This is a genomic window from Streptomyces sp. NPDC049040 (assembly GCF_043197715.1).
Classification (GTDB): Bacteria; Actinomycetota; Actinomycetes; order Streptomycetales; family Streptomycetaceae; genus Actinacidiphila.
The window spans coordinates 342,914-367,352 of record NZ_JBICTO010000007.1 but is presented as its reverse complement, the minus strand read 5'-3'; the positions used below and the strand labels follow the sequence as shown (position 1 = coordinate 367,352).

Annotated in this window: 19 protein-coding genes; 4 read left to right on the top strand and 15 right to left on the bottom strand. The window is 72.3% G+C overall.

The features are described 5' to 3' along the window. The first annotated feature begins 183 nt into the window (after positions 1-183). The gene (locus ACGFMP_RS21140; protein WP_393674268.1) at positions 184-915 is read left to right on the top strand and encodes a SigE family RNA polymerase sigma factor; all 732 of its coding nucleotides are present in this window, start codon (positions 184-186) and stop codon (positions 913-915) included. A 105-nt stretch (positions 916-1,020) separates the two neighbouring features. Here ACGFMP_RS21140 and ACGFMP_RS21135 read toward each other — a convergent pair whose 3' ends face one another. Together ACGFMP_RS21135 and ACGFMP_RS21130 are read right to left on the bottom strand one after the other, a co-directional pair. Further along, positions 1,021-1,311, bottom strand: coding sequence for an ATP-binding protein (locus ACGFMP_RS21135; protein ID WP_393674267.1), 291 nt, complete (start codon positions 1,309-1,311; stop codon positions 1,021-1,023). Between the two features lie 92 nt (positions 1,312-1,403). Beyond that, positions 1,404-2,600, bottom strand: coding sequence for an adenosine deaminase (locus tag ACGFMP_RS21130; RefSeq protein ID WP_393674266.1), 1,197 nt, complete (start codon positions 2,598-2,600; stop codon positions 1,404-1,406). A gap of 101 nt (positions 2,601-2,701) precedes the next feature. On the opposite strand from ACGFMP_RS21130, the gene ACGFMP_RS21125 reads away from it, so the two are divergent. Next, on the top strand, positions 2,702-3,532 hold the full coding sequence (locus ACGFMP_RS21125) for an alpha/beta hydrolase (protein ID WP_393674265.1): 831 nt from the start codon (positions 2,702-2,704) through the stop codon (positions 3,530-3,532). 257 nt (positions 3,533-3,789) lie between these two features. Here the strand turns inward: ACGFMP_RS21125 and ACGFMP_RS21120 are convergent, their stop codons facing one another. The 12 genes from ACGFMP_RS21120 to ACGFMP_RS21065 all read right to left on the bottom strand — a co-directional run bounded on the left by ACGFMP_RS21120 (position 3,790) and on the right by ACGFMP_RS21065 (position 19,162). Next, positions 3,790-5,067, bottom strand: a complete 1,278-nt coding sequence (locus ACGFMP_RS21120) for a thymidine phosphorylase (RefSeq protein ID WP_393674264.1) — start codon at positions 5,065-5,067, stop codon at positions 3,790-3,792. 106 nt (positions 5,068-5,173) lie between these two features. Further along, positions 5,174-5,572: a cytidine deaminase gene (locus ACGFMP_RS21115; protein ID WP_393674263.1), complete on the bottom strand. Its 399-nt coding sequence runs from the start codon at positions 5,570-5,572 to the stop codon at positions 5,174-5,176. Further along, positions 5,569-6,855 (bottom strand): ABC transporter permease, encoded by a 1,287-nt coding sequence (locus tag ACGFMP_RS21110; RefSeq protein ID WP_393674262.1) that lies wholly within the window; start codon positions 6,853-6,855, stop codon positions 5,569-5,571. The genes ACGFMP_RS21115 and ACGFMP_RS21110 overlap by 4 nt, the downstream gene beginning before the upstream one ends. After that, positions 6,852-7,961, bottom strand: a complete 1,110-nt coding sequence (locus tag ACGFMP_RS21105) for an ABC transporter permease (protein WP_393674261.1) — start codon at positions 7,959-7,961, stop codon at positions 6,852-6,854. The genes ACGFMP_RS21110 and ACGFMP_RS21105 overlap by 4 nt, the downstream gene beginning before the upstream one ends. Next, positions 7,958-9,550: an ABC transporter ATP-binding protein gene (locus ACGFMP_RS21100; RefSeq protein WP_393674308.1), complete on the bottom strand. Its 1,593-nt coding sequence runs from the start codon at positions 9,548-9,550 to the stop codon at positions 7,958-7,960. Before ACGFMP_RS21100 ends, ACGFMP_RS21105 begins: the two co-directional genes overlap by 4 nt. Positions 9,551-9,856: 306 nt before the next feature. Then, positions 9,857-10,933 (bottom strand): BMP family protein, encoded by a 1,077-nt coding sequence (locus ACGFMP_RS21095; protein ID WP_393674259.1) that lies wholly within the window; start codon positions 10,931-10,933, stop codon positions 9,857-9,859. Between the two features lie 153 nt (positions 10,934-11,086). Continuing rightward, a complete protein-coding gene (locus ACGFMP_RS21090; protein WP_393674257.1) occupies positions 11,087-12,295 on the bottom strand; it encodes an amidohydrolase in 1,209 nt (402 codons plus the stop codon). A 364-nt stretch (positions 12,296-12,659) separates the two neighbouring features. Further along, on the bottom strand, positions 12,660-14,117 hold the full coding sequence (locus ACGFMP_RS21085; RefSeq protein WP_393674256.1) for a glycosyltransferase: 1,458 nt from the start codon (positions 14,115-14,117) through the stop codon (positions 12,660-12,662). A 199-nt stretch (positions 14,118-14,316) separates the two neighbouring features. After that, on the bottom strand, positions 14,317-15,459 hold the full coding sequence (locus ACGFMP_RS21080) for a hypothetical protein (protein ID WP_393674255.1): 1,143 nt from the start codon (positions 15,457-15,459) through the stop codon (positions 14,317-14,319). 84 nt (positions 15,460-15,543) lie between these two features. Next, positions 15,544-16,482: an N-acetylneuraminate synthase family protein gene (locus ACGFMP_RS21075; RefSeq protein WP_393674254.1), complete on the bottom strand. Its 939-nt coding sequence runs from the start codon at positions 16,480-16,482 to the stop codon at positions 15,544-15,546. A 48-nt stretch (positions 16,483-16,530) separates the two neighbouring features. Next, complete coding sequence (locus tag ACGFMP_RS21070; RefSeq protein WP_393674253.1) at positions 16,531-17,778, bottom strand: cytidylyltransferase domain-containing protein; 1,248 nt, start codon at positions 17,776-17,778, stop codon at positions 16,531-16,533. A gap of 85 nt (positions 17,779-17,863) precedes the next feature. Continuing rightward, positions 17,864-19,162 (bottom strand): DUF6716 putative glycosyltransferase, encoded by a 1,299-nt coding sequence (locus tag ACGFMP_RS21065; protein WP_393674252.1) that lies wholly within the window; start codon positions 19,160-19,162, stop codon positions 17,864-17,866. 185 nt (positions 19,163-19,347) lie between these two features. On the opposite strand from ACGFMP_RS21065, the gene ACGFMP_RS21060 reads away from it, so the two are divergent. Both ACGFMP_RS21060 and ACGFMP_RS21055 read left to right on the top strand, forming a co-directional pair. Further along, a complete protein-coding gene (locus ACGFMP_RS21060) occupies positions 19,348-20,355 on the top strand; it encodes a glycosyltransferase family 2 protein (RefSeq protein ID WP_393674251.1) in 1,008 nt (335 codons plus the stop codon). Continuing rightward, positions 20,355-21,719, top strand: coding sequence for a polysialyltransferase family glycosyltransferase (locus ACGFMP_RS21055; RefSeq protein WP_393674250.1), 1,365 nt, complete (start codon positions 20,355-20,357; stop codon positions 21,717-21,719). The genes ACGFMP_RS21060 and ACGFMP_RS21055 overlap by 1 nt, the downstream gene beginning before the upstream one ends. A 31-nt stretch (positions 21,720-21,750) precedes the next feature. Here the strand turns inward: ACGFMP_RS21055 and ACGFMP_RS21050 are convergent, their stop codons facing one another. Further along, on the bottom strand, positions 21,751-24,351 hold the full coding sequence (locus ACGFMP_RS21050) for a YfhO family protein (RefSeq protein WP_393674249.1): 2,601 nt from the start codon (positions 24,349-24,351) through the stop codon (positions 21,751-21,753). Positions 24,352-24,439: the final 88 nt, after the last annotated feature.

The following is a 24,439-nucleotide window of genomic DNA, read 5'->3' as shown; positions in this document are numbered from 1 at the left end:
GGCCTGATGAAGTGCGGGGCCACAGGCACCCTCGCCGGACGGACCTCTGTGACGGGCCTGTGACACTCGGCGGACAGCCCCATGAAACTGGCCCGGCAGTCTTGTGGCACATCGGAAGAGCGCACGCCGCACAGGCTGCGACGCCGGAAACCACGCTGAAGGTTCCATCGACGGGGGCGCGACATGAACGCACTGCTCGGCACCACCACCGCCGCGGTCCACTCGACGCGTGCGCACTCCGTTGCCAGGTCCACCGAGATGTCCGGCGCCGCGAGCGGACGGGGGTACGCCCGCGGCGCCGGACGCACCACGGGTACGACGGTGGTAAGGCAGCGGCCCGCGTACATCACACCGCTCGAGCCGCAGGCCGCGCCGGTCGCGCCCTCGGTCGACGCGGAGGCCGAGTTCACCGCGTACGTCCAGGAGCGCCGCGCGTCGCTCTACGCGACGGCCTACCACCTGACCGGCGACCGCTTCGCGGCCGAGGACCTGCTGCAGAGCGCGCTGTTCTCGACCTACCGGGCGTGGGACCGCATCAGTGACAAGGCCGCCGTGGGCGGGTACCTGCGCCGCACCATGACCAACCTGCACATCAGCGCCTGGCGGCGCCGCAAGCTCAACGAATACCCGACGGAGGAGCTGCCGGAGACGGTCGGCGACACCGACGAGATGGGCGGCACCGAGCTGCGCGCCGTCCTGTGGCAGGCGCTGGCGCGGCTGCCCGAGCAGCAGCGGACCATGCTGGTACTGCGCTACTACGAGGGCCGTACCGACCCGGAGATCGCCGACATACTCGGCATCAGCGTCGGCACGGTCAAGAGCAGCATCTGGCGCTCGCTGCGCCGGATGCGCGATGACGAGGCGCTGAGCTTCGGCCGCGACGAGGACTCGGCCTTCGGCGAGCTCGTCGCCTAGGACCAGGGGGTACGGGGGGCAAGGGGGCGCGGGGGTACGGGGGAACAGCGGGGCCGGACGGCAGGGGGGATGCCGTCCGGCCCCGTCGCGTGCGCCAGGCGCGGGTCAGCGGACCGGGATGCCTCCGAGCAGCCCGGAGACGGGGGCGATCTGGTTGCCGTCCAGGTGGTTGCCCGAGGGCAGCAGCTTCGCGGGGTTGCCGGAGAGCGCCGAGGTGCCGTTGGCCAGCGCGTTCTGGGCACCGCCCGTGGAGTCGAGGGCGCCGGGGACCAGGCGGGTGGCCGATCCGCCGATCACGTCCGCCGGGGCGGCGGCGGAAGCGGTGCCGGCCGCCGCGGCGGCGAAGGCCAGGCCGAGTGCAGTGGTCGCGAGGGTCTTCTTCGTTCGGGTCTGCATGACTCCGGAACGTAGTCATGCCTTCACCCGCCGCGCAAGCGGCGCCGCCGCGAGGCCGCCGGGCCGCAGGACGCGCCGCCCGTGAGCGGGTGTCAGCCCTCGCCGGTGGCGGAACCGCTGGCCAGCGGCCGTCCCCCGGTCGCCTGGTCGAAGAGCCATTCGGCCTTGAGTTCGGCGTAACCCGGCTTGATCACCTCGTTGATCATGGCCAGACGTTCATCGAAAGGGATGAACGCTGATTTCATCGCATTGACGGTGAACCACTGCATGTCGTCGAGCGAGTATCCGAAGGCCTCGACCAGGTGCTCGAACTCCCGGCTCATACTCGTGCCCGACATGAGCCTGTTGTCCGTATTGACCGTCACCCGGAAATACAGCCGCCGCAACAGCCCGATCGGATGCTCGGCATACGAACTGGCCGCACCCGTCTGCAGGTTGGACGTCGGGCACATCTCCAGCGGGATCCGCTTGTCGCGCACGTACGACGCCAGCCGGCCGAGCGAGACCTCACCGCCGGGCCCGGTCTCGATGTCGTCGATGATCCGCACCCCGTGGCCGAGCCGGTCGGCGCCGCACCACTGGAGCGCCTGCCAGATCGACGGCAGGCCGAACGCCTCGCCCGCATGGATGGTGAAGTGGTTGTTCTCGCGCTTCAGGTAGTCGAAGGCGTCCAGGTGCCGGGTGGGCGGGTAACCGGCCTCCGCACCCGCGATGTCGAAGCCGACGACACCCGAGTCGCGGTAGGAGTTGGCCAGTTCGGCGATCTCCTGGGAGCGGGCGGCGTGCCGCATCGCGGTGAGCAGGGCGCCGACCCTGATCCTGTTGCCTCCGCCGGTGCCCGCGGCCCGGGAGCCACCCCCCTCGCGCGCCCGGCGTTCGCCCTCGCGGAAGCCCGCGTTGACCGCCTCCACGACCTCTTCGAGGGTGAGCCCGCCCTCCAGGTGCTGCTCGGGCGCGTAGCGGACCTCGGCGTAGACGACGCCGTCGGCCGCCAGGTCCTCCGCGCACTCGGCGGCGACCCGGAAAAGTGCGTCACGGGTCTGCATCACCGCACAGGTGTGCGCGAAGGTTTCCAGGTACCGTTCCAGTGAGCCGGAATCGGCGGCCTCCCTGAACCAGGTCCCCAGCTTGTCGGGGTCGGTCTCGGGCAGCGCCTCGTAACCGGTCGCCCGTGCCAGGTCGACGATGGTGCCGGGTCGCAGCCCACCGTCGAGATGGTCGTGCAGCAGCACCTTGGGGGCGCGGCGGATCTGTTCCCGGGTCGGAACGCCCGGTTTCGGCTTCTGCATGGTCGAAACGATACGCCCTACGCGCGTAGAACTGGCGGACGGGGCAAGAATTTTCCACCCGGCCATACTGTGCACACCCCTGTGTCTGCCATCGTTGCGACATGGCTTCACAAGCATTACCGGCGCGTGGCGCCCGGCTCGGGCGCCCGGTCGCGCCCGGGCTGGTACCGGCGCCGGGCCGCGGGCACCTGCCCGGTCAGCGGCACCGCGGAAGCGAACGGCCCGACGACGGCGACGCCGCCGGCGCGACCGTCCGCGCCGTCGTGCTCGCGCTGCCCGGCGGCGACGCGCTGAGCACCCGGCGGCGCTCCCCGATGGCCGCCGCCGTGATGTGGCCGCTGGCCCGGCACCTGGTCCGCCAGGGGCAGGCCGACGGAGTCGTGGCGCACGTCGTCCACTACCGCTTCCGCGGCTGGAACGGCGGCCACGCGCATCCCGCGGAGGACGCCGAGTGGGCCGTCGGCGAAGCGGTGCGCCGCTACGGCGACGTGCCGGTGTGCCTGGTCGGCATGGACATGGGGGCGCGCGCCGCCCTGCACGCCGCGGGGCACCCCGCGGTGGGCTCCGTGGTGGCCCTCGCCCCCTGGCTCCCCGGCGGCCCGGAACCCGAGCCGGTCAAGCAGCTGATCGGCCGTCGCGTGCTGATGGTGCACGGCACCCAGGACGACTCCACCGACCCCGACCTGTCCTACCGCTTCGCGGAACGCGCCAAGAAGGTCAACCGCCAGGTCTGCCGGTTCGAGGTCCACTCCGACGGCCACAGCCTGCACCAGCACCGGGCCGAAGTCTTCGCCCTCACCACGGACTTCGTCCTCGGCTCACTCCTCGACCGCCCCTACGCCCGCCCGGTCGCCGACGCCTTGGCGGCCCCCCCGCCCCTCGGCCTCCGCATGCCCCTGGCCACGGGCTTCGGCCGCGCCCTACGCGCATAGCGCGCGTCTGCCCGAGTGGGTGCCCTCGCGGCGGGCGGTCCGCCTCTCCCCCTGCGGGGGTGCCCTCTCCGCAAGAGGGCACCCCCGGGGGCGCGGGGAACTGCGCGACAAGCCACGACGAACCGTCGTGTGAAAACGGGCAGCAACCGCCCCTGGGGCTCGGGGAACGGCGGACCCGGCCCCCACCGGGTACAAGGCGCGCGGACCACCGCACCTGGCACCCCTTACCCGGCCGGAAGGCCCACCGCAGGGGTTGTTCAGGCGATGCGGTCGAGGATGATCGGGCCGGCGGTGAAGGTCGCGGGGTCGGGTGCGACCGTGATCGCCTCGGCCAGGGCCTCCTGGGCGTAGGGGAACTTCTCCGGGGTGTCGGTGTGGAGGGTGAGCAGCGGCTCGCCCTCGCGTACCCGGTCGCCGGGCCTGGCGTGCCACTCGACGCCGGCGCCGGCCTGGACGGCGTCCTCCTTGCGGGCGCGGCCCGCGCCGAGGCGCCAGGCCGCCAGGCCCACGGCGTAGGCGTCCAGGCCGGTGAGGACGCCGGTCGCGGGGGCCGTGACGACGTGCCGTTCGCGGGCGGTGGGCAGGGTCGCGTCCGGGTCGCCGCCCTGCGCCCGGATCATGCGGCGCCAGACGTCCATCGCGGAGCCGTCCGCGAGGGCCTTGGCCGGGTCGGCGTCCGGCAGACCGGCGGCGGCGAGCATCTCGCGGGCCAGCGCGAGGGTGAGCTCGACGACGTCGGCGGGCCCGCCGCCCGCCAGCACCTCGACGGACTCGCGGACTTCCAGCGCGTTGCCCGCGGTCAGGCCGAGCGGTACGGACATGTCGGTGAGCAGCGCGACGGTGCGCACCCCGTGGTCGGTGCCGAGCCCGACCATCGTGGCCGCCAGCTCCCGCGCGTCATCGAGGGACTTCATGAAGGCGCCGGAGCCGACCTTCACGTCGAGCACCAGCGAGCCGGTGCCCTCGGCGATCTTCTTGGACATGATGGACGAGGCGATCAGCGGGATCGCCTCGACCGTACCGGTGACGTCACGCAGCGCGTAGAGCTTGCGGTCCGCCGGCGCCAGGCCGTCGCCCGCCGCGCAGATGACGGCGCCCGCGTCGCCGAGCACGCCCAGCATCTCGTCGTTGGACAGCGACGCCCGCCAGCCGGGGATGGACTCCAGCTTGTCCAGGGTGCCGCCGGTGTGGCCGAGTCCGCGCCCGGACAGCTGCGGCACCGCGGCGCCGCACGCGGCGACCAGCGGGGCCAGCGGGAGGGTGATCTTGTCGCCGACACCGCCGGTGGAGTGCTTGTCGGCGGTGGGGCGGTCGAGCGACGAGAAGTCCATCCGCTCGCCGGAGGCGATCATCGCCGCGGTCCAGCGGGCGATCTCGGCGCGGTCCATACCGTTGAGCAGGATCGCCATGGCGAGTGCCGACATCTGCTCGTCGGCGACCGCTCCGCGGGTGTACGCGTCGACCACCCAGTCGATCTGCTCGTCGCTGAGCCGGCCGCGGTCACGCTTGGCGCGGATGACGGAAATGACGTCCATGGTGCTCTGCTTCCTTGCGGTTTCCGGGGGCCGGTGCGGCCCTTGCTCGCGGCGGGGTGCCGCCCGGCGGACGGCGCGTGCCGTCCGCCGGGGGCTGCGTACCGCCCTACCGCCCGAGGTCGTCCGCCCCGAAGGCGTCGGGCAGGATCTCGCTCATCGGGCGCACTCCTGCCGCGGTGTCGACCAGCAGCGCGGGGCCGCCGTTCTCCCACAGCAGCTGGCGGCAGCGCCCGCACGGCATCAGCGGGTCGCCGTGCCGGTCCACGCAGCTGAAGGCGGTCAGCCGGCCGCCGCCCGAGGCGTGCAGGGCCGAGACCAGGCCGCACTCCGCGCACAGCGCGACCCCGTAGGCCGCGTTCTCGACGTTGCAGCCGACGACCGTGCGCCCGTCGTCGACCAGCGCGGCGGCGCCGACCGGGAAGCCGGAGTAGGGCGCGTAAGCCCGCTCCATGACCTCCCTGGCGGCGGCCCGCAGCGCCTTCCAGTCGACGTCGTCAGGCGTCATCCGCCCTGTCCCTTCCGGTACGGCAGCCCGTCCGCCTTCGGCATCCGCAGCCGCTGCGAGAACAGGCCCATCACCAGCAGCGTGGCGACGTAAGGCGAGGCCTGGACGACCTCGGACGGCACGGTGTCGGTGGTCGTGTACCAGACTGCCAGCAGCACCGCGAAGCCGAGCGCGAAGCCCGCCGAGATGTACGCCTTGCGGACGTACTTCCAGATCGCCATGGCCAGCAGCAGCACCGCGAGCAGCAGGAGCAGCGCGTGCACCGAGTCGCTGCCGCTGCGCAGCTGGAGGCTGTCGGCGTAGCCGAACAGGCCCGCGCCCATGGCGAGGCCGCCGGGCCGCCAGTTGCCGAAGATCATCGCGGCGAGGCCGATGTAGCCGCGGCCGCTGGTCTGGCCTTCGAGGTAGAAGTGCGTGCCGACGGCCAGGAAGTAGCCGCCGAGCCCGGCGAGGCCGCCGGAGACCACCACGGCCACGTACTTGTACAGGTAGACGTTGACGCCGAGGGACTCCGCGGCCACCGGGTTCTCACCGCAGGAGCGCAGCCGCAGGCCGAAGGACGTGCGCCACAGCACGAAGAAGGTGCCGACGAAGAGCAGTACGGCAAGCAGCGCCAGCGAGGAGATGTTGGTGACCAGGCCGCCGACGATGCCGGCCAGGTCGGAGACCAGGAACCAGTGGTGCTTCTCCAGGCCGGCCAGCCAGTGCGAGAGTCCCGGCACGGTGAAGGACTTGATGTCGTCGATGGGCGGCGACTGCTTGGGGGTGCCGCCCTCGGTGGCCGCCTGGCCGACGTTGAAGATCCGCTTGGCGAGGTACTGGGTGACGCCCGCGGCCAGGATGTTCATCGCCACACCGGCGATGATGTGGTCCACGCCGAAGGTGACGGTGACGATCGCGTGCAGCAGGCCGCCGGCCATGCCGCCGAGGATGCCGGCGAGGACGCCCATCCACGGGTTGAGGCTCCAGCCGGCCCAGGCGCCGAAGAAGGTGCCGAGGATCATCATGCCTTCGAGGCCGATGTTGACCACGCCGGCCCGCTCGGCCCACAGGCCGCCGAGGCCGGCCAGCGCGATCGGTACCGCGCCGGTCAGCGCGCCGGCCATCTGGCCCGACGAGGTGACGTCGTCGGCGCCGGCGATGGCGCGGACCGCGGAGACCACGACCAGGACCGCGGCCACGATCAGCAGGATCACCGGGACGGAGAGCCTTGCCCTGCCGCCCCTGCCACCGGCGGCCTTGGCTGCGGCGGGCGGCGGGGTCTGGGTTGCGGTGGCAGTCACGCCGTCACCTCCTGCTTGTCGACGGAGCCGGCCGCGGCGAGTTCCGCGCCGACCTGGCGCTGCTGCCGCGTGAGGCCGTAGCGACGTACGAGTTCGTAGGCGATGACGACGGCCAGCACGATGGCGCCCTGGATCACGCCCACGATCTCCTTGTCGTAGCCCTCGAACTCCAGGCCGTTGGAGGCACGCTCCAGGAAGGCCCACAGCAGCGCGCCGACTGCGATACCGATCGGGTTGTTGCGGCCGAGCAGGGCGACCGCGATGCCGGTGAAGCCGATGCCGGCCGGGAAGTCGGTGCTGAACTGGTAGGACTGGTTGAGCAGGGTGGACATGCCGACCAGGCCGGCCATGCCGCCGGAGATCAGCATGCTGACGATGACCATCTTCTTCACGCTCACGCCGCTGGCCTGTGCCGCGGACTCCGAGCGGCCCACCGAGCGCAGGTCGAAGCCGAAGCGGGTGCGGGAGAGCACGAACCAGTACAGGACGCCCGCGAGGCCGGCGAAGACGATGAAGCCGACGACCGGGTCGGTCTGGGTGGTGAAGTTGAACAGGTGGCTGCCGGACGGGATCGGCTTGGTGGTGATGGTGTTGGCCAGCTTGTCGGTCACCCCGAGCCGGCCGTCCTGCAGGAAGAAGCCGATGACGATGCCCGCGATCGAGTTGAGCATGATCGTCGAGATGACCTCGCTGACCCCGCGGGTCACCTTCAGCACGCCGGCGATCGCCGCCCACGCGGCGCCCACGACCATCGCGGTCGCGATGATGATCGGGATCTGGATGAAGCCGGGGATCGACATCGACCCGCCGACGGCGGCCGCGAAGAACGCGGCGAGCCGGTACTGCCCGTCGACACCGATGTTGAACAGGTTCATCCGGAAGCCGATGGCCACCGCGAGACCCGACAGGTAGTAGGGGGTCGCCTTGTTGAGGATGTAGACCTGGCTGTCGGACTTGCTGCCGTAGGTCAGCATCACGTGGAAGGCGTGGAAGGGCTCCTTGCCGCTGACCAGCAGCACGAGGCCGGTGACGACCAGCGCGCCGAGCACGGCGAGCACCGGGGCGGCCAGCCCGAGCAGCGCCCGGTCCTTGTCGAACTTCTTCATCGGTCCTCTCCCCCGGCCGTCTCCGCCGCCGCCTCTTCGGGCTGCGCCTGCTTCGGTACGGCGGTGTCCGCCGCGGCCGGCTCGTGTTCCAGGTGGCCGGCGGCCGCTCCGGTCATGGCGGAACCCAGCTCCTCCGGGGTGATGGTGGCGGGGTCGGCGTCCGCGACGAGCCGGCCGCGGTACATCACCCGCAGCGTGTCGGACAGGCCGATCAGCTCGTCGAGGTCGGCGGATATCAGCAGCACCGCCAGGCCCTCGCGGCGGGCCGCCCTGATCTGGTCCCAGATCTGCGCCTGCGCGCCGACGTCCACGCCCCGGGTGGGGTGCGCGGCGATCAGCAGCTTGGGCAGGTGGCTCATCTCGCGGCCGACGATCAGCTTCTGCTGGTTGCCGCCGGACAGGGACGCGGCGGTCACCTCGATACCGGGGGTGCGGACGTCGTAGTCGGCGACGATCCGCTCGGTGTCGCGGCGGGCGGCGGCCGGGTCGATCAGGAACCCGCGGCTGTTGGGGCGCTCGGTGACGTGCCCGAGGATGCGGTTCTCCCACAGCGGCGCCTCCAGCAGCAGGCCGTGCCGGTGCCGGTCCTCGGGGATGTAGCCGATGCCGTCCTCGCGCCGGGCGCGGGTGGGCACCCGGGAGATGTCCCTGCCGTCCAGGGTGAGGACGCCCGCGTTCAGCGCGCGCATGCCCATGACGGCCTCGACGAGTTCGGCCTGGCCGTTGCCCTCGACGCCCGCGATGCCGAGGACCTCGCCCTTGTGGATGGTGAAGCCGATGTCGTCCAGGACCGTCCGCTCGACGCCGTCGGAGTCGGTCTCCGACAGCCGCAGGCCCTCGACCGTGAGCATCGGCTCGGTGGTGACGGTGGACTCGCGGGTCTCCGGCGACGGCAGCTCGCTGCCGACCATGAGCTCGGCGAGCTGCTTGGCGGTGGTGCTCCTCGGGTCGGCGTCGCCGACCGTGGTGCCGCGCCTGATGACGCTGATCGCGTCGGCGACGGAGAGCACCTCGCCGAGCTTGTGCGAGATGAAGATGACGGTCAGGCCCTCGGACTTCAGCCCGCGCAGGTTCTCGAACAGCGCCTCGACCTCCTGCGGGACCAGCACCGCGGTCGGCTCGTCGAGAATGAGGATGCGCGCGCCGCGGTAGAGGACCTTGAGGATCTCCACCCGCTGCCGGTCGGCGACGCCCAGGTCCTCCACGAGCACGTCGGGGCGCACCCCGAGGCCGTAGGCGTCGGAGATCTCCTTGATACGGGCGCGGGCGCGTCCGCCGATGCCGTACGCCTTCTCGCTGCCGAGGACGACGTTCTCCAGCACGGTGAGGTTGTCGGCGAGCATGAAGTGCTGGTGCACCATGCCGATACCGCGGGCGATGGCGTCGCCCGGGTCACCGAAGGCGACCTGCTCCCCGTTGATCGCGATGGTGCCCTCGTCCGGCTTCTGCATGCCGTAGAGGATCTTCATCAGGGTGGACTTGCCGGCGCCGTTCTCGCCCACGAGGGCGTGCACGGTGCCGCTGCGCACGGTGATGTCGATGTCGTGGTTGGCGACGACACCGGGGAACCGCTTGGTGATGCCGCGCAGCTCGACGGCGGGTGGACTCGTGGACGCGTTGATGGCGCACTCTCCTCGGGGGAAAGGCTCGGGGCGGTGGTGGTGGCGAACGTATCGCGACAGAAAGACGCTACGCGCGTAGCGTCGGGTTTTTACAGCACGGAATCGTCACGAACCGGTCGGCGGGCGAAGAGGCCGCCGCGGGTCGGCCGTCGGCCGGCCCGGCGGACCCGGTACAGCTCGGGATCGTACGGGACCGGACCGTGACCGAGGCCCGGCGGGGGGCTGCCGCAGCATCCCCCCGCCGGGCCTCGCAGGCCGTGCCGGCTCAACCCGTCACGGGGTGGAGCTCACCTTGATCTGGCCCGAGACGATCTTCTGCTTGGCGGCGTCGATCTGCGACTGGACGTCGGTGATGAAGCCACCCGAGGTCGCCAGCGACACACCGTTGTTGGCGAGGTTGTAGGTGTTGGTGCCGACCTTCGGCTTGTTGTCCTTCTTCACGGACACGATCAGGTCGTAGACCGCCACGTCGACGTTCTTGATCGCCGAGGTGAGGATGCTGTTCTTGTACTTCGACAGCGCCGGGTCCTGGAACTGGTCGGAGTCCACACCGATCGCCCAGGCACCGGACTTGCCGGCGACCTTCTGGATCGAGCCGTCACCGGACAGGCCGGCCGCGGTGTAGATGACGTCGACGCCCTTGTCCAGCATGCCCTGGGCCTTGGCGGCCGCCGAGGTCGCGTCGTTGAAGCCGCGCGGGTCGGTCTTGTAGAGGTACTCGCGGGTCAGCTGGACGCTGGGCTTGGTGTCCTTGACGCCCTGCGCGAAGCCGGCGTCGAAGGTGCCGATCAGGGTGTTCTGCACGCCGCCGATGAAGCCGACCTTGCCGGTCTTCGTCTTGAGCGCCGCCGCGACACCGGCCAGGTACGAGCTCTGCTCGGTCGCGAAGACCATGCTGTCGACGTTCGGCGCGTCGACGACCGAGTCGACGAGGCCGAAGGTGGTGTTCGGGTACTTCTTGGCAACCGTCGTGACCGACGTACCGTAGGTGTAGCCGACCGCGACGACGGGGTTGTAGCCGGCCGCGGCGAGCGACTCGAGCCGCTGCACGCGGTCCGACTCGGTCTCGCCGTTGGCGGCCGTCTGGTCCTTGGAGTCGAGGTTCAGCTCGCTGTCGGCCTTGTCCAGGCCGCGCGCTGCGGAGTCGTTGAAGGAGTGGTCACCGCGACCGCCGACGTCGAAGGCGATACCGGCGCCCTTGGTCTTGCCGCCGCCACCGGCAGAGCTGCTGGTGGTGCCGCCGTCCTTCGAGCCGCTGTCCGACGTGGTGCTGCTGCCGCACGCGGTGGCGGTCAGCGCGAGAGCCGCGGAGACCACACCCGCGGCAGCGATCTTGGATACCCGGCGCAAGAGGGTCCCCTTCGGTTCGAAGCGCCCCGTCCGGCGCTGGCTAAGCCGGAGCTTAACGCGCGTAGATGTCAGGTAAAGACCGTATGAAGGCCTGTTATCGGATCGACGCATTTCCGCCGGGTGAAGCTCCGGTAGCCAGGCCCTCACCCGGTGTCAGACCAGCAGCGCAACCCCGGTGAACAGCTCCACGCCGACGGTGATCGCGCCTTCGTCCGCGTCGAAGTCGCCCTGGTGGAGGTCGCGCTTGGCGGTGTCGCCCACCGGCCGCACCCCGAGCCGGGCCAGCGCGCCGGGCACCTGCTCCAGATACCAGGAGAAGTCCTCGCCGCCGAGGCTCTGCTCGGTGTCCTCCACCGAGTGCAGGCCGCGCCGCGCGGCCATCGCGTCCCGCAGCATCTCGGTGGACACCGCCTCGTTCACCACCGGCGGCACCCCGCGCTGGTAGGTGATCTCGCACTTGGCCCGGTACATCGCGGCGACCTGGTCGATCACCTCGTGCACCAGGTCGGGCGCCTCGTGCCAGGCCACCAGGTCGAGGCAGCGGACGGTGCCCTCGAGCTCGGCGTGCTGCGGGATGACGTTCGCCGCGTGGCCGGCCTCGATACGGCCCCACACCACGCTCAGGCCCGAGCGCGGGTCGGCGCGCCGGGTCAGCACGACCGGCAGCTCCGTGGCCAGCTTGGCGGCGGCCATCACCAGGTCGGTGGTCAGGTGCGGGCGGGCGCTGTGGCCGCCGGGGCCGTCGAGGGCGAGCAGCAGCTTGTCGGCGGCCGAGGTGATCGGGCCCTGCCGCAGGCCGATCCGGCCGACCTCGACCTTGGGATCGCAGTGCACGGCGAAGATACGTTCCACCCCGTCCAGCACGCCGGCCTTCACCGCGTCGAGCGCGCCACCGGGCATGACCTCCTCGGCCGCCTGGAAGATCAGCCGCACCGGCCGCGGCAGCACGCCGCGCGCCGCCAGGTCGGCGAGCACCAGTCCTGCGCCCAGCACGACGGAGGTGTGCACGTCGTGCCCGCAGGCGTGCGCCACGCCCTTGACGGTCGAGCGGTACTCCACGTTCTTGGTGTCGGGCACCGGCAGCGCGTCGATGTCGGCCCGCAGCGCCAGGCGCCCCCTGACCGGGTCGTCCGCGCCGATGTCGCACATCAGGCCGGTCCCGCCGGGGAGCACGACGGGGTCGAGCCCCGCGAGCTCGAGCCTGGCCCTGATCTTCTCGGTGGTCCTGAACTCGCGGCGGCTCAGCTCCGGGTGCCGGTGCAGGTCGCGGCGGAACGCGATGAGCTCGTTGCGCAGTTCTTCGGACAGCGCACCGGACGGCGCTGTGGGTGAGTGGTTCACCCCAGTCAGGGTAGGCCCCATGACCGGCTCCTCTGGGCTGATCGGACAAAAACAAGTGCGGCTGGAGGAGAAGAAGTCGCCCGATCGGCGCATACCCGGTCATCCTCTGGGGTATGCCCTCCCTTTTGGGGTTCGGACATGAACACACCCATACTCGCTCAACGAGCAGCCGCCCGCGAGGCAACGCGCGCCGGTCGGGCGACGCTGCTGTGCCGGCTGGGACCAACCTACGCCCCGGTTGTTTCGGAAACGTGGCGAGCGCCGGCCGACCGGGCCGCGCGCCCTTTTCCGCGGCAACTGAACTCCATGGTTCAGTTTCCCTGGGCGGAGGGCGCATCGGGCTCCGGCGGCGGACCGCCTCAGCTCGTACGGGCCGGCCTCGGCCTCATGGACCCAGCAGGCGGGCGTAGAGGTCGAGCAGGGGGGCGGACTGGGTCTGCCAGGACCAGTCGTTCAGCACGTCGACGCGGTCGTAGGCCTTGCGGTAGCGGCGCGGGTTGGTGAGGACCGCGCCGACCGCGCGGACGAAGTCCGCGGTGTCGCCCGCCCGGAAGACCTCGCCGTTGCCCAGCTCCAGCGTCGCCGCGGCCATCGCGCGCACATCGCTGACCACCACCGGCAGCCTGGCGTGGGCGTACTCGAAGTAGCGGGTGGCCAGCACCGACTGGTGGTGCGGGAGCTTGTGCACCGGGAGCACGCCGATGTCGGCCGACGCAAGGAAGGCAGGGATCTCCGCGACGGGTACGTACGGCAGCACGTGCAGCCTGGCGTGCACGCCGAGCTGGGCGGCGCGCTCGCGCAGGGCGGCCAGGTCGGGGTGGGCGGGGTCGGGCACCACGAAGGCCGCGTGCAGGTCGTACAGCTTGGGCAGCGCCTCGATGACGGTGGCGGGGCCGCGGTCGGGCGTGACAGGACCCGCGTGCACCAGCAGCGGGACGTCGGGCGCCAGCCGGCAGCGGTCGCGAACCCCCAGCGGGTGCCGGGTGCCGGCCTCGGTCAGCGGCGGGGCGTTGCGCACCACGGCGGGGGCCGCCGCCAGCCGGTGCCTGGCCCGCAGCTCGCGGGCCAGCCCCTCGCCGACGGTGACGACGCCGTCCGCCTCGCGGGCGAACGACCGCTCGTGCGCGTCGCCCGCGACGGTCGCCCGGCGCGACGGGCCCGGGGCGCGCGGCGGGACGTCCCACACCACCTCGATGCGGTGCCCCGCGCCCTCCGCACGCAGCGCGGCCCTGATCGCGACGCCCAGCGCCCGGTGGCCCAGCGCGTGGATCAGGTGCGGGCGCACCTCGTCGAGCACCGGGCCGTAGGCGACCTCCTCGTCCAGCAGGCCGGGGTCGAGCCGGCGCCAGGCCCTGCGGCCGAGCAGCAGCCGGGTGACGTCCGTCATCAGGTTGTCGAGCCGCGCGTCGGGGCTGCGCCTGCGGCGTACCGCGGCGAGATACTGCGCCGCCCGCACCCGCGTCCAGCCGGCACGTACCCCGTAGCGCAGCCAGGCCGCGGCGTGGCCGCACCTGGCGAGGGCGAGCAGCGGCAACGGGCGGTGCACCAGGTTCAGTTCTGCCGACCGGGTCACCAGCAGCGCACGGGCCGCGGTGATCCGGACGGTGCGGTGGTCGTGCGCGCCCGCGCTGCGGTAGGCCAGCGGCCAGCGCAGGCCGGGGCGCGGGCGCCGGACCCGGTGGTTGCCCAGCACGCCCTGGACGACGACCCGCCGTACCTCGATGCCGGGCGGCGCCACGGTCGCGGGCGCCTGGCCCACCAGGGTCACCCGGTAGCCCGCGGCCTGTGCGGCCGCCGCCACTCTCAGCGCCCGGGAGTCGCCGTCGACTCCGCCGCCGGCCACGACCGCGACGGTACGCGCCGCGGGCGCGGAGTTCTCAGGGTCCGGGGAAGGACCCGCTTCCGAGGGGTGCGCCGGCTCGGTGCCGCGTAAGGATCCCGCCATTCCCGCACCCAATCCTACGGAGATGATCATTGGGTTACGCCGGGTTGGACGCGAGGCGAACGGGCCGTCAGGCGCGCGGATGCGGCGCTGCGGGCCTTCAGACGCTGGGAGTTGCCGCCGGGGGCAGTTTGTGGAGGTCGCGGGCCGTGTGGGTGATCCCCGAGAGGAAGGTGTGCGCGCGGGGTCCCGCGCCCGCGGTGAGCCAGCTCGGGTCGATGTCGACCGCGACGATGTCGATGCCCGTGCCGTCCAGCACCAGCGGCAGGGTGTGGACCACCGTCGAGGGGAAGGACAGCACCTTGCGCCCGGTCGGCCCGCGGCGGGCGACGAGTTCGAGCGGCAGGTCGGGGCGGACGATCTCAAGGCCGGTCTCGGCGGCCAGCCGGTGCAGCTTGTCCGGTGCCTCCTTGCGGTGCGCGAAATACCGCTTCGCCCCGTGCCTGCGGGCCAGGTCCGCGACCACCGCCGCGTAGCGCTCGGGGTCGACGACGCCGGTCTCCACCAGGGAGGTGCCGATCAGGTCGGTGCTGTCGAGCACGGTCGGCGGCCCGAAGCGGCTGCGGGTCCACGCGAAGCGGTTGGCGCGCAGCGCCATCCCGGCCGGCGGTGTCGCGGGCATGGCGCTGAACAGCTCGACCCGGCGCCGGCCGCCGGGCGTGAGGCGGCGCCTCGCGGCGGAGGCGAAGACCCCGAAGGCGGCGTCGACGGGTGAGCGCCGCCGCCCGCTGCGGTGCCAGCGCACCAGCCGCCCGCCGCGGGTCAGGATGTCGGTGAACTCCATGGTGGCGGTGCCGTCGTCCACCACCGTCAGCTCCTTGGCCCGGCACAGCGGCAGCAGCACCTGCACCAGGCGGGAGAAGGGGTCCCCGATGACCAGTTGCCTGACCCGCAGCAGCAGCGGCGCGAGCGCGATCGCGGTGCGCAGCAGGCCGCCCCGGCCGCCGCGGGCCTCGTACCAGCGCACGACCGCGCCCTCGTCGCGGGCGAGTTCGGCCATCCGCCGCAGCTGGCCGCGGCTGGTGGGGTCGGCGGGTGAGAGCACCACGACGGTCAGCGGCCGCACGGCGGACTCCCGTCGGGGAGTGCCGCCGTGGCCGCCGCGGGCGGCGGGGATCGCGGGTGGATCCGTGTGCGCCCATTCCAGGACGTTGAGCAGCTGAACGGGTGACTCGACCAGCGCTACGGCCCCCTTGCCCGGTTCGGGCTGCGGGAGGGTGCCGGCGGCGTGGGTGTCGGTCATCGACTCGTCCTTGTCCTGACTCGTTGCCGGTTGATGGGCGCCGGCCCGCGGTCTCCGCCGCCGGCCGGCGTCAGCTGGTCCGTGTCAGACCGAGACCGATTCGCCCTCCGCCTCGGCGACCACACCGGCGACCCGGCGCAGCTTCTTCATCGGGCCGAGCTCGCCCTCGTAGACCTTCTTGACGCCGTCGCCGAGCGAGGTCTCGATGATGCGGATGTCGCGGACCAGCCGCTCCAGGCCCTGCGACTCGACCGAGGCGGCCTGGTCGGAGCCCCACATGGCGCGGTCGAGGGTGATGTGGCGCTCGACGAAGACGGCGCCGAGCGCGACGGCGGCCAGCGTCGTCTGCAGGCCGACCTCGTGGCCGCTGTAGCCGACGGGCACGTTGGGGTACTCGTTCTGCAGCGTGTTGATCATCCGCAGGTTGAGCTCTTCGTGCTTGGCCGGGTAGGTCGACGTGGCGTGGCAGAGCACGATGTTGTCGCTGCCCAGCACCTCGACGGCGTGCCGGATCTGCTTCGGCGTCGACATGCCGGTGGACAGGATCACCGTGCGGCCGGTGGCGCGCAGCGCGCGCAGCAGGTCGTCGTCGGTCAGGCAGGCGGACGCCACCTTGTGCGCGGGCACGTCGAACTTCTCCAGGAACGCGACGGACTCCACGTCCCACGGCGACGCGAACCAGTCGATGCCCCGCTTGCGGCAGTACTCGTCGATCGAGCGGTAGCCGGCCTCGTCGAACTCGACCCGGTGCCGGTAGTCGATGTAGGTCATCCGGCCCCAGGGGGTGTCCCGCTCGATCTCCCACTGGTCGCGCGGGGTGCAGATCTCCGGGGTGCGCTTCTGGAACTTGACCGCGTCGCAGCCCGCGGCGACGGCGGCGTCGATCAGGGCGAACGCGTTCTCCAGGTCGCCGTTGTGGTTGATGCCGATCTCGCCGGTGATGTACACGGGCTGGCCGTTGCCGATGTGGCGGGAGCCGACCGGGCGGAGATTGGAGGGGAGGGAAGCGAGAGGAGAGGTCACGGGGAGTTCCTTACGGTTTTCGGGACTGAAGGGGGTGAGGTGGCCGGGTCAGCGGGCCAGAGTGGGGCCGAGCAGCCACGCGGCGATCTCGCGGATCGCTCCGTGGCCGCCCTCGGCTGTGGTGATCGCGCGGGCCGCGGCCCGTACGACGTCATGGGCCCCGGCGACGGCGACGGGCCAGCCGACCAGGCCGAAGCACGGCAGGTCGTTGACGTCGTTGCCGGCGTAGAGCACCCGCTCGGGCGCGATGCCGTTCTCCTCGCACCACTGCTTGAGCGCGAGGTCCTTGCGGTCGATGCCGTGCAGCACGGGGACGTCGAGCTTCCTGGCCCGCGCGGCGACGACCGGGTTGGTCTCGGTGGACAGGATGAGGACGGGAAGTCCCGCACGGCGGATGGCCGCGATCCCGAGCCCGTCACCGCGGTGCACGGTGACGGCCTCATGTCCGTCCGAATCGATCAGCACCCGGTCGTCCGTCTGGGTGCCGTCGAAGTCCAGTACGACCGCGTCGACGTCGTCGCGGGTCGGGGTGGCCGCCGTCGGGTCGAGCAGCGGGGCGAGCACGCGGGCGCGCTGGAGGTCGGCGGGCTCGTCGATCTCCAGCACCTTCGCGGGGTCGGTGCGGACCAGGGCGGTACGCCCGAAGAAGCGGTGGCCCGCGGCGCGGAAGCCGTCGGCGCGCATGGCGTAGGCGGCGCCGGTCTCCAGCAGGTCCTGCGGCCGGTCCTGGCGGCGCGGGCGGGTGGCCTTGTCGTGGTTGACGCCGTAGGCAGAGTCACCGCCGGCGAAGTCCTCGGCCAGGTCCTCGGCGGCCTCGCGCCAGATGAAGCCGTGGAAGGGGGCGACGGTGTGGGCGGTGTCGGCGCCGCCGTCGACGACCGCGGCCACCACGCCGTCTATCTCGTCCGGGGTGATGAAGGGGCTGGTGCACTGCACGAGCAGCACCACGTCCGCGGCCCTGCCGGCCGACGCCTCGTGCGCGTCCATCGCGTGCAGGACGGCGGCCTCGCTGGTCGCGGTGTCGCCCGCGATGGCGACCGGCCGCAGGACGACCTCTGCGCCCGCGGTCCTGGCGACCTCGGCGATCGACGGGTCGTCGGTGGACACCACGACGGCGCCGACCCGCCTGGCCCGTACGCAGGCCAGCACCGCCCGCGCGACCAGGGGTATGCCGCCGACCGGGGCCAGGTTCTTGCCGGGTACGCCCTTGGACCCGCCGCGGGCGGGGATCACGGCCAGCACGGCGGCGCCCGCGTGGTCCTCGGTCTCCGCCGGCGGGCGGAAGGTCTCGGTCATCGGGTGGCTCCTGTCGTACGTGCGGCTCTGCTGCGCTGCCCACGCAGCCGGGGGCGCCCGAAGGGCGCGCGGGCGCGGGGGCCGGTCACAGCTGGCCCCAGCGGCGGATGGTGGGGGCCACGCGCTGGACCCCCTGCCGGTAGGCGGTGCGTGCGGAGTTGCGGACGAATTCGCGGACCGCCTGCCGGACCGGGCCCGCCTCGCGCGGGGCGAAGCCGGCGATCGGCTCGCCCTTGGGGTCGAGGCCGTGGCGGGCCAGCACGCCGGGGAGGTAACCGGGGGCGGTGCGCAGCGTGTAGTAAGGGGACAGGTCCGGGAGTTCGGGCTCGTCGAGCAGCGCGCGGACCCGGCCGCGCAGGGCGGCGTAGGGCGAGCTGCCGGCGACGCCGTGCGCCGCGGTCCAGTCCGCCGAGGCCCGCGGGCGGTGCCCGCCGTCCAGTTCGTCCCACGAGGCGTAGCAGCCCGAGCCCAGGAAGTGGTGGTTGCCCAGGGACTCGCGGATGCCGAGGTCGGTGAGGATCGCGGTCGGTATGCCGCGGTGCAGCGACTCCAGTGCCGCCGTGGAGCTGACCGTCGCCAGCAGGTCGGTGCGGTCCAGGACTTCGGCCATGTTGCCGTAGACCAGGCGCAGGTTGGCCGGCGGGTCGAGGGAGGCGGCCAGCTTCTGGTAGGGCTGCTCCTCGATGTGCGTGGTGTGCTCGCCCGGCTTGCTGCGCAGCTTGACCAGCACCTCGCGTGCCGGGTGCAGCCGGGCGTGGTCGACGGCGCGCCGCAGCAGGTAGAGCCGGTCGGTGCGGCTGTCGGGTACGGAGGGCTGCACCGCGAAGGTGACGGTGAAGGGCCGGCTGTCGTCGGCCCGGTAGGGGTCGCCGCCGAGGAAGGGCAGCGCGGTCTCGACGATGCTGCCGGTCCGCTGGCCGACGCCCTCGTAGACGTCCTTGAACCGCCGTGCGTCGTCGGCGCTGTTGGCCAGGACGACGTCCGCGCCCGCGCGCAGCAGCAGCCCGTCGGCGAGCTTCTCGTAGACCACGCCGACGTATCCGGTGACGACGACCGGGCGCCAGTCGCGGCCCTGCCAGGCGCGGGACAGGCCGTGCAGCAGTGCCTGGACGGTGCCGCCGACGCAGGAGACGACGACCACGTCGCAGGTGCCCGCGTGCGTCTCCGCCAGGATCTCGGCCGCGGTCGACTCGACCATCGAGTCGGCGGGGATCCCGAGTTCGGCGAGCTGCCGCGGGGTGGGAGTGGCCCGGCCGCGGAGCAGCCGTGCGTCGAGGCGGGCATCGGGGTCGATTCGGCGCGCGGTCAGCGCACCCCATTTCCACCGGGTGTCCGAGTCGGCGATCACAGTGACCCGCAAAGGTCCTGGCGTACGTTCTGGCACACGCCGACAGTAGGAAGCAGGCGGGTGGAAAGCGCTAATCGCAGGCCAACAGCAGGTAAACAGAATGCCGCTACTTCGAAAGTACGCCCACGCGTTGATCACATCACCCGGCGGCCATTTTCCGTTTACCCAAACGTTCCCCGCCCGCCCATCGTGCCGCCGAACGAGACCTTAGGATTCGGCGGGTGGTCAAGCTCTCCGTCATCGTGACATTTTTCAACGTGCAGCAATTCGTCCCCGACGCGCTCCGCAGCATCGAGGCGAACGCCCGTTCCGACTTCGAGTTCCTGCTCATGGATGACGGGTCCACGGATCAGACGCCCCGCCTGCTGGAGGAGGGCGCCCGCACGCTGCCCGGCGCCCGGGTGATGCGGCGGGAGCACGCCGGGGTCTCGGCCCTGCGCAACGCGGGCATCGACGCGGCCGAAGGCGAATACCTGACCTTCATGGACGGCGACGACTGGATGGCCCCCGGCTACCTGCCCCAGCTGGTCAGCGCCATGGACCGGTTGGACGTGGACTTCCTGCGCACCGACCACGTCAAGTGCACCGGCAGCTCCCGCGAGATCGTCCGGGTGCCGCACGGCCGCCGCAACGCCCCGCTCGATCCGCGCACCGCCATCCTGCCCGCCGACCGGCCCTCGCTCGTCGACTACCCCAACCTCCCCTTCGGCGCCTACCACCGCCGCACGGTCGACCGCGGCCTGCTGCGGATGCCGGAGGAACTGCGCACCGCCGAGGACCGGTTGTGGTCCTGGCGGATGCACCTCCAGGCCGAGTCCGTCGCCGTGGTCGGCCTGATGGGCATGCACTACCGCCGCAGCGTGGCGACTTCGCTGACGCAGATCGGCGACGAGCGGCAGCTGGACTTCATCCGCTCCTGCGAACTCGTCTTCGAGATGCTGGCCGAGGACCCGGAAGGTGAGCGCTTCCTGCCGAAGGCCGTCCGCCAGTTCTGCGCGCTCATCGTCTTCCACCTGGACCAGATCGACCGCTTCGAACCGGCGATGGCCCGGCGGCTCAAGTCCTCCTGCGCGGCCGCACTCGGCCGGCTGCCCAAGGACGTGCTGAACACCGTCCTCGACTCGATGGACATCGAGCGGAGCACCAAGATCCGCAGGCTGCGCCGGCGGATACCGGGCAAGGACGACCCCGACGCCCGCACCAACACCAACGGAACGGCGGTCGCGTGATGGCCACCACCCAGCTCTTCCTCGCGTCCACCCTCTACGGCGCCGCCACCCTGGCGGCGGCCATGGACGTCGGCACCATACCCCCCGCCGACCGGCGCATCCTCGTGGTCAGCAACAACGCGTCGGTCCCCGAGACGCACCCGGGCCTCGACCTGGCGCCCGGCTTCGAGGCGCTGCGCTCCCGCTTCGACCGCCTGGTGTCGTGGAACGAGGTGATCCTCCCGCTGCACCCCGGCGGCTGGACCCCCCGCGCCAACGAGGTCCCCATGTGGGAGCGGCACCTGCGGATGCTCTGGCAGCTCGGCGACAACGACGTCGAGCTGATCGTGGAATCCTTGCAGGTCCCGCCCGCGCTGTCCTTCGCGCAGATCTTCCTCGGCGCCCCGATCACGGTGTACGCCGACGGCCTGATGTCCTACGGCCCGACCCGCAACAAGCTCGGGCTGCTGGTCGACACCAGGATCGACCGGCTGCTGCACCTGGACCTGGTGCCCGGCCTGGAACCGCTGCTGCTCACCGAGTTCGGGGTGCCCTCGCAGGTGGTGCCGAGCGCCGAGTTCACCAAGGTGCTCACCGAGGTGGCCGACGCGGCGGAGGCCGCGGTCGGCCGCGACCTCGACGGCGTCCCGCGGGACGCGGCCCTGCTGCTCGGCCAGTACCTGTCGGCACTGGGCATCCTCAGCGCCGACGAGGAGGAGCAACTGCACCTGTCGCTGATCCGCGGCGCCGTCGCGCTCGGGCACAAGAAGATCGTCTTCAAGCCGCACCCCACCGCCCCCGCCCACTGGATGGAGCCGCTCAGGGCCGAAGCCGCCGGTCTCGGCGCCGAGTTGACCGTCCTTGACACCCCGGTGCTCGCCGAGGTGATCTACCAGCGGGCACGTCCCGCGCTGGTGGCCGGCTGCTTCTCCACCGCGCTGCTCACCGCGTCGGTGCTCTACGGCATACCGGTCGCGCGTACCGGCACCGGGCTGCTGCTCGACCGCCTGGCGCCCTACCAGAACAGCAACCGGGTGCCGGTGACCCTGGTGCACGCCATGCTGCCCGACCTGGCCGACGCCGCCGCGGTACGCGGCTGGGCGCCGCCGTCGCCCGAGCAGGTGGCGGCCGAACTGAAGCCGCTGCTGCGGGCGGTGGGCTACTGCATGCAGGCGCAGGCCCACCCGGAGCTGCGGGACGAGACGGTGGCCTGGCTCGGCGCGCACCTGACCGCCGAGACCTGGCCGTACTTCAAGCGGCGGCGGCTCACCTCGCTCGGGCTGCCGGGCGCGGTCCCGGCCCGCCTGGCGTTCGTGCCGCGCAACCGCACCGTCCGCAGGGTGGCCCGGCGGGCCCGCGCGCTGAAGAAGGCCGCGCTCGGCTGAGCGCGGCCTTCCCACCCCGGGGCCGGGGCGCTCACACCGTGGGCGCCCCGGCCCTGTTCGCGTTCCCGGCCACCCGCCGGTACCACCAGCCGGTCGCGATCAGGCAGACGAGCGCGGCGACCCCGACCGCCCCGCCGAGCTTGAGGCCCGGCGGCTGGAAGGTGCAGCTGATCGACGTCGCCTTGCCGTCGAGCGGTACGGCGATCAGGCCGAGGTACTTCTTCGCGGCCGTGGCCGACCCGTCGCCCGCGGAGCACCGCCAGCCGTTGATCCGCGGCACCGCGACGACCGCGGTGCCGGTGCTGCCGGCAGGCAGGTCGGCGCTGAGGGTGTGGCCGTCGACGTGCACGGCGGTCGCGCCGGTCGCCGTCAGCTTGCTCACCGCCGCGTCCAGCCGGCTCTTCACCAGGCAGCCGATCGACTGCTCGGGCAGCCTGAGGTGGCCGGTGAAGCGCAGCGCGACCTGCACGGCGCCGGACGCGGGGACGGTGCCGACGGCCGCCATCCCGCTGCGGACGGCGGGCAGATGGCCGTCGAAGCCCACCGGCTGCCCCTGGCCGAGAGCGGCGGTGCCCTTGTACTGCGGTGCCCAGAAGTAGACCTGCGCGCCGGGGGTGCAGGTGGTGCTCAAGGTGGCGGCGCCGATGGCGGTGTCGGTCCGCACGATCGGGGCCTGCCGGTCGTAGACCTTGGCGCCGAGCACCATCTCCTGGTTGGCGAAGGCGGAGTCGTCCCAGTGCTGCGCCGTGCCGGCCAGCCGCAGGTCAGGGCGTACGGTCACCAGCGGCGGCACCGCCATGGTGGTGGACGTGGTGGTGGCGCGCGGCAGCCGGTCGCTGCGCACCGGGCCGATCGGGGTGGAGTGCAGCCGGGTGCCGATGGAGAAGATGGCGTCGGTGACCGGGTTGGCGAGGGAGACCGGGTGGCGGCCCTTGGCGTAGTAGCCGAAGCCCAGTTCCGACAGCATCCACGAGGTGTCGTCCGCCGTCAGGCTGCTGTAGTACTCGGCGCCCTGCCCGCCGACGACCATCTCGTCGTTGCCGCCGGGCACGTTGTCGGGGTCGGTGCGCGACGCCGGCCAGTCGTCCTTCGCGGCGACGGCCGCCGCCATGTCCTGCTGCGCCGGGCCGAGCCGCGGTGTCCAGGACACCTCCTTGAGCTGGAGTTCCGCGACCCGCATGCCGGTCACCGCGGTCTCACCGCCCTGGGCCAGGACCAGCAGGGCGACGGCCGCCACCGGCAGCGCCCGCGCGCCGACCCCGTACCGCCGTGCGACCAGCACCGCGGCGGCGGCCAGCGCGCCGAGCAGCAGTGCGACCGCGAAGCTCGGGTAGGTCCACCGGTCGACGACCTCGCGGCCGTGGGCCGCCAGGGTGAGGACGGCGAGCACGGCCGCGCCGCCGAGCAGTGCGGGCAGCGCGGGCAGGCCGTCGGCGGTGGACAGCCAGGCCGCGATCAGCAGCAGGCCGCACACCACGAAGGTCTGCCGGTAGGGGATGCCGTTGGGCGACGCGCCGGCGTGCCAGATCAGGTGGGTCGGCTCCCAGTTCAGCGACAGGGTCACCAGGCACACGCACGCCGACCAGGCGACGCGTACCCGGGTGGCGACGGCCCGATTGAAGGGCAGTGTCAGCGCCAGCACCAGGGCGGGGGTGCCGATGTAGAGGGCGGGCGTGGCCGTGCTGGTCGTCGCGGGCAGCAGACGGGCGAGGATGTCCGCCCATGCGGCCGGGGCGAAGACCACCTCGGGGGTGGGGTCGGCGACCTTGGTGGCCTTGTAGATCACCAGCACCAGCGGGGCGGCGAGGCCGATGCCGATCAGCACCCCGCGGGTGGCGTGCAGCAGCCCGGCCAGCCTCCGCCTGCCGGCCTCGTCGGCGGTGAACAGCCGCACCACCAGCACGATGGCGGCGCCGATGGTGGCCATGTAGGCGGTGTAGAAGTTCGCCACCCAGAACAGGCCCACCACCAGCGGCCCCACCACGGGCCGCCGGCCGGCCCGCGCCCACTCGCCCACCAGGCACAGCAGCGGGAAGGCCAGCAGGCCGTCGAGCCACATCGGCACCGAGGCGCCGTTGTCGAGCGCCCAGCCCGACAGGGCGTAGGCCGCGCCCAGCACCGCGGCGACCGGCCACGGCCCGCGGCGCAGCCGCAGCAGCAGCACCGCCATCGCGGCGCCCGCCGCGGTGATCTTCGCCGCGGTGATGACGTAGAGCGCCAACTCGATCCGGTCGGCGGGGAAGAGCACCACCAGCAGGTCGAAGGGGCTGCTGAGATACGTGCCGAAGTCGCCGAGGAAGTTCGAGCCGAACCCGGAGTTCCAGTTGACGAACATGTCGCCGTCGGCGCCGCCGAGCAGCATCTTGCGCCAGTAGGCGTGGTAGGGCAGGTACTGGTTGCCGAGGTCCACGATGTTGCGGGTGTGCGAACCGAGCGGGTAGCTGCCGGCCATCAGACCGCCGAGGCAGAAGACCACGCAGGCCATCAGCGCGGCGCCGAGTCCGCCGCGCAGCGTGTGGCTGCGCCGGGCCCGGTCGAGGAGCCGCCGCCCGGCACCGCCGGGCAGCGGCCGGTCCTCCGCTGTCGTGACAGCTTCGTCCTGGTCGGATACGGCCTCGGCAGAAGGAGACACAGGTCCTCCGGAATATGGTGCGCGGCGCGCCCGATGCGCGTATCCCGGTGAGTCGTGTCACCGCACCAGTGGAGGGCCATCCCAGCCG

Bases quoted from the DNA above. Each gene is read 5' to 3' on its own strand.
- ACGFMP_RS21140 (WP_393674268.1), top strand. From the start codon at position 184: ATGAACGCACTGCTCGGCACCACCACCGCCGCGGTCCACTCGACGCGT.
- ACGFMP_RS21135 (WP_393674267.1), bottom strand. From the start codon at position 1,311: ATGCAGACCCGAACGAAGAAGACCCTCGCGACCACTGCACTCGGCCTG.
- ACGFMP_RS21130 (WP_393674266.1), bottom strand. From the start codon at position 2,600: ATGCAGAAGCCGAAACCGGGCGTTCCGACCCGGGAACAGATCCGCCGC.
- ACGFMP_RS21125 (WP_393674265.1), top strand. From the start codon at position 2,702: ATGGCTTCACAAGCATTACCGGCGCGTGGCGCCCGGCTCGGGCGCCCG.
- ACGFMP_RS21120 (WP_393674264.1), bottom strand. From the start codon at position 5,067: ATGGACGTCATTTCCGTCATCCGCGCCAAGCGTGACCGCGGCCGGCTC.
- ACGFMP_RS21115 (WP_393674263.1), bottom strand. From the start codon at position 5,572: ATGACGCCTGACGACGTCGACTGGAAGGCGCTGCGGGCCGCCGCCAGG.
- ACGFMP_RS21105 (WP_393674261.1), bottom strand. From the start codon at position 7,961: ATGAAGAAGTTCGACAAGGACCGGGCGCTGCTCGGGCTGGCCGCCCCG.
- ACGFMP_RS21090 (WP_393674257.1), bottom strand. From the start codon at position 12,295: ATGGGGCCTACCCTGACTGGGGTGAACCACTCACCCACAGCGCCGTCC.
- ACGFMP_RS21080 (WP_393674255.1), bottom strand. From the start codon at position 15,459: ATGACCGACACCCACGCCGCCGGCACCCTCCCGCAGCCCGAACCGGGC.
- ACGFMP_RS21070 (WP_393674253.1), bottom strand. From the start codon at position 17,778: ATGACCGAGACCTTCCGCCCGCCGGCGGAGACCGAGGACCACGCGGGC.
- ACGFMP_RS21055 (WP_393674250.1), top strand. From the start codon at position 20,355: ATGGCCACCACCCAGCTCTTCCTCGCGTCCACCCTCTACGGCGCCGCC.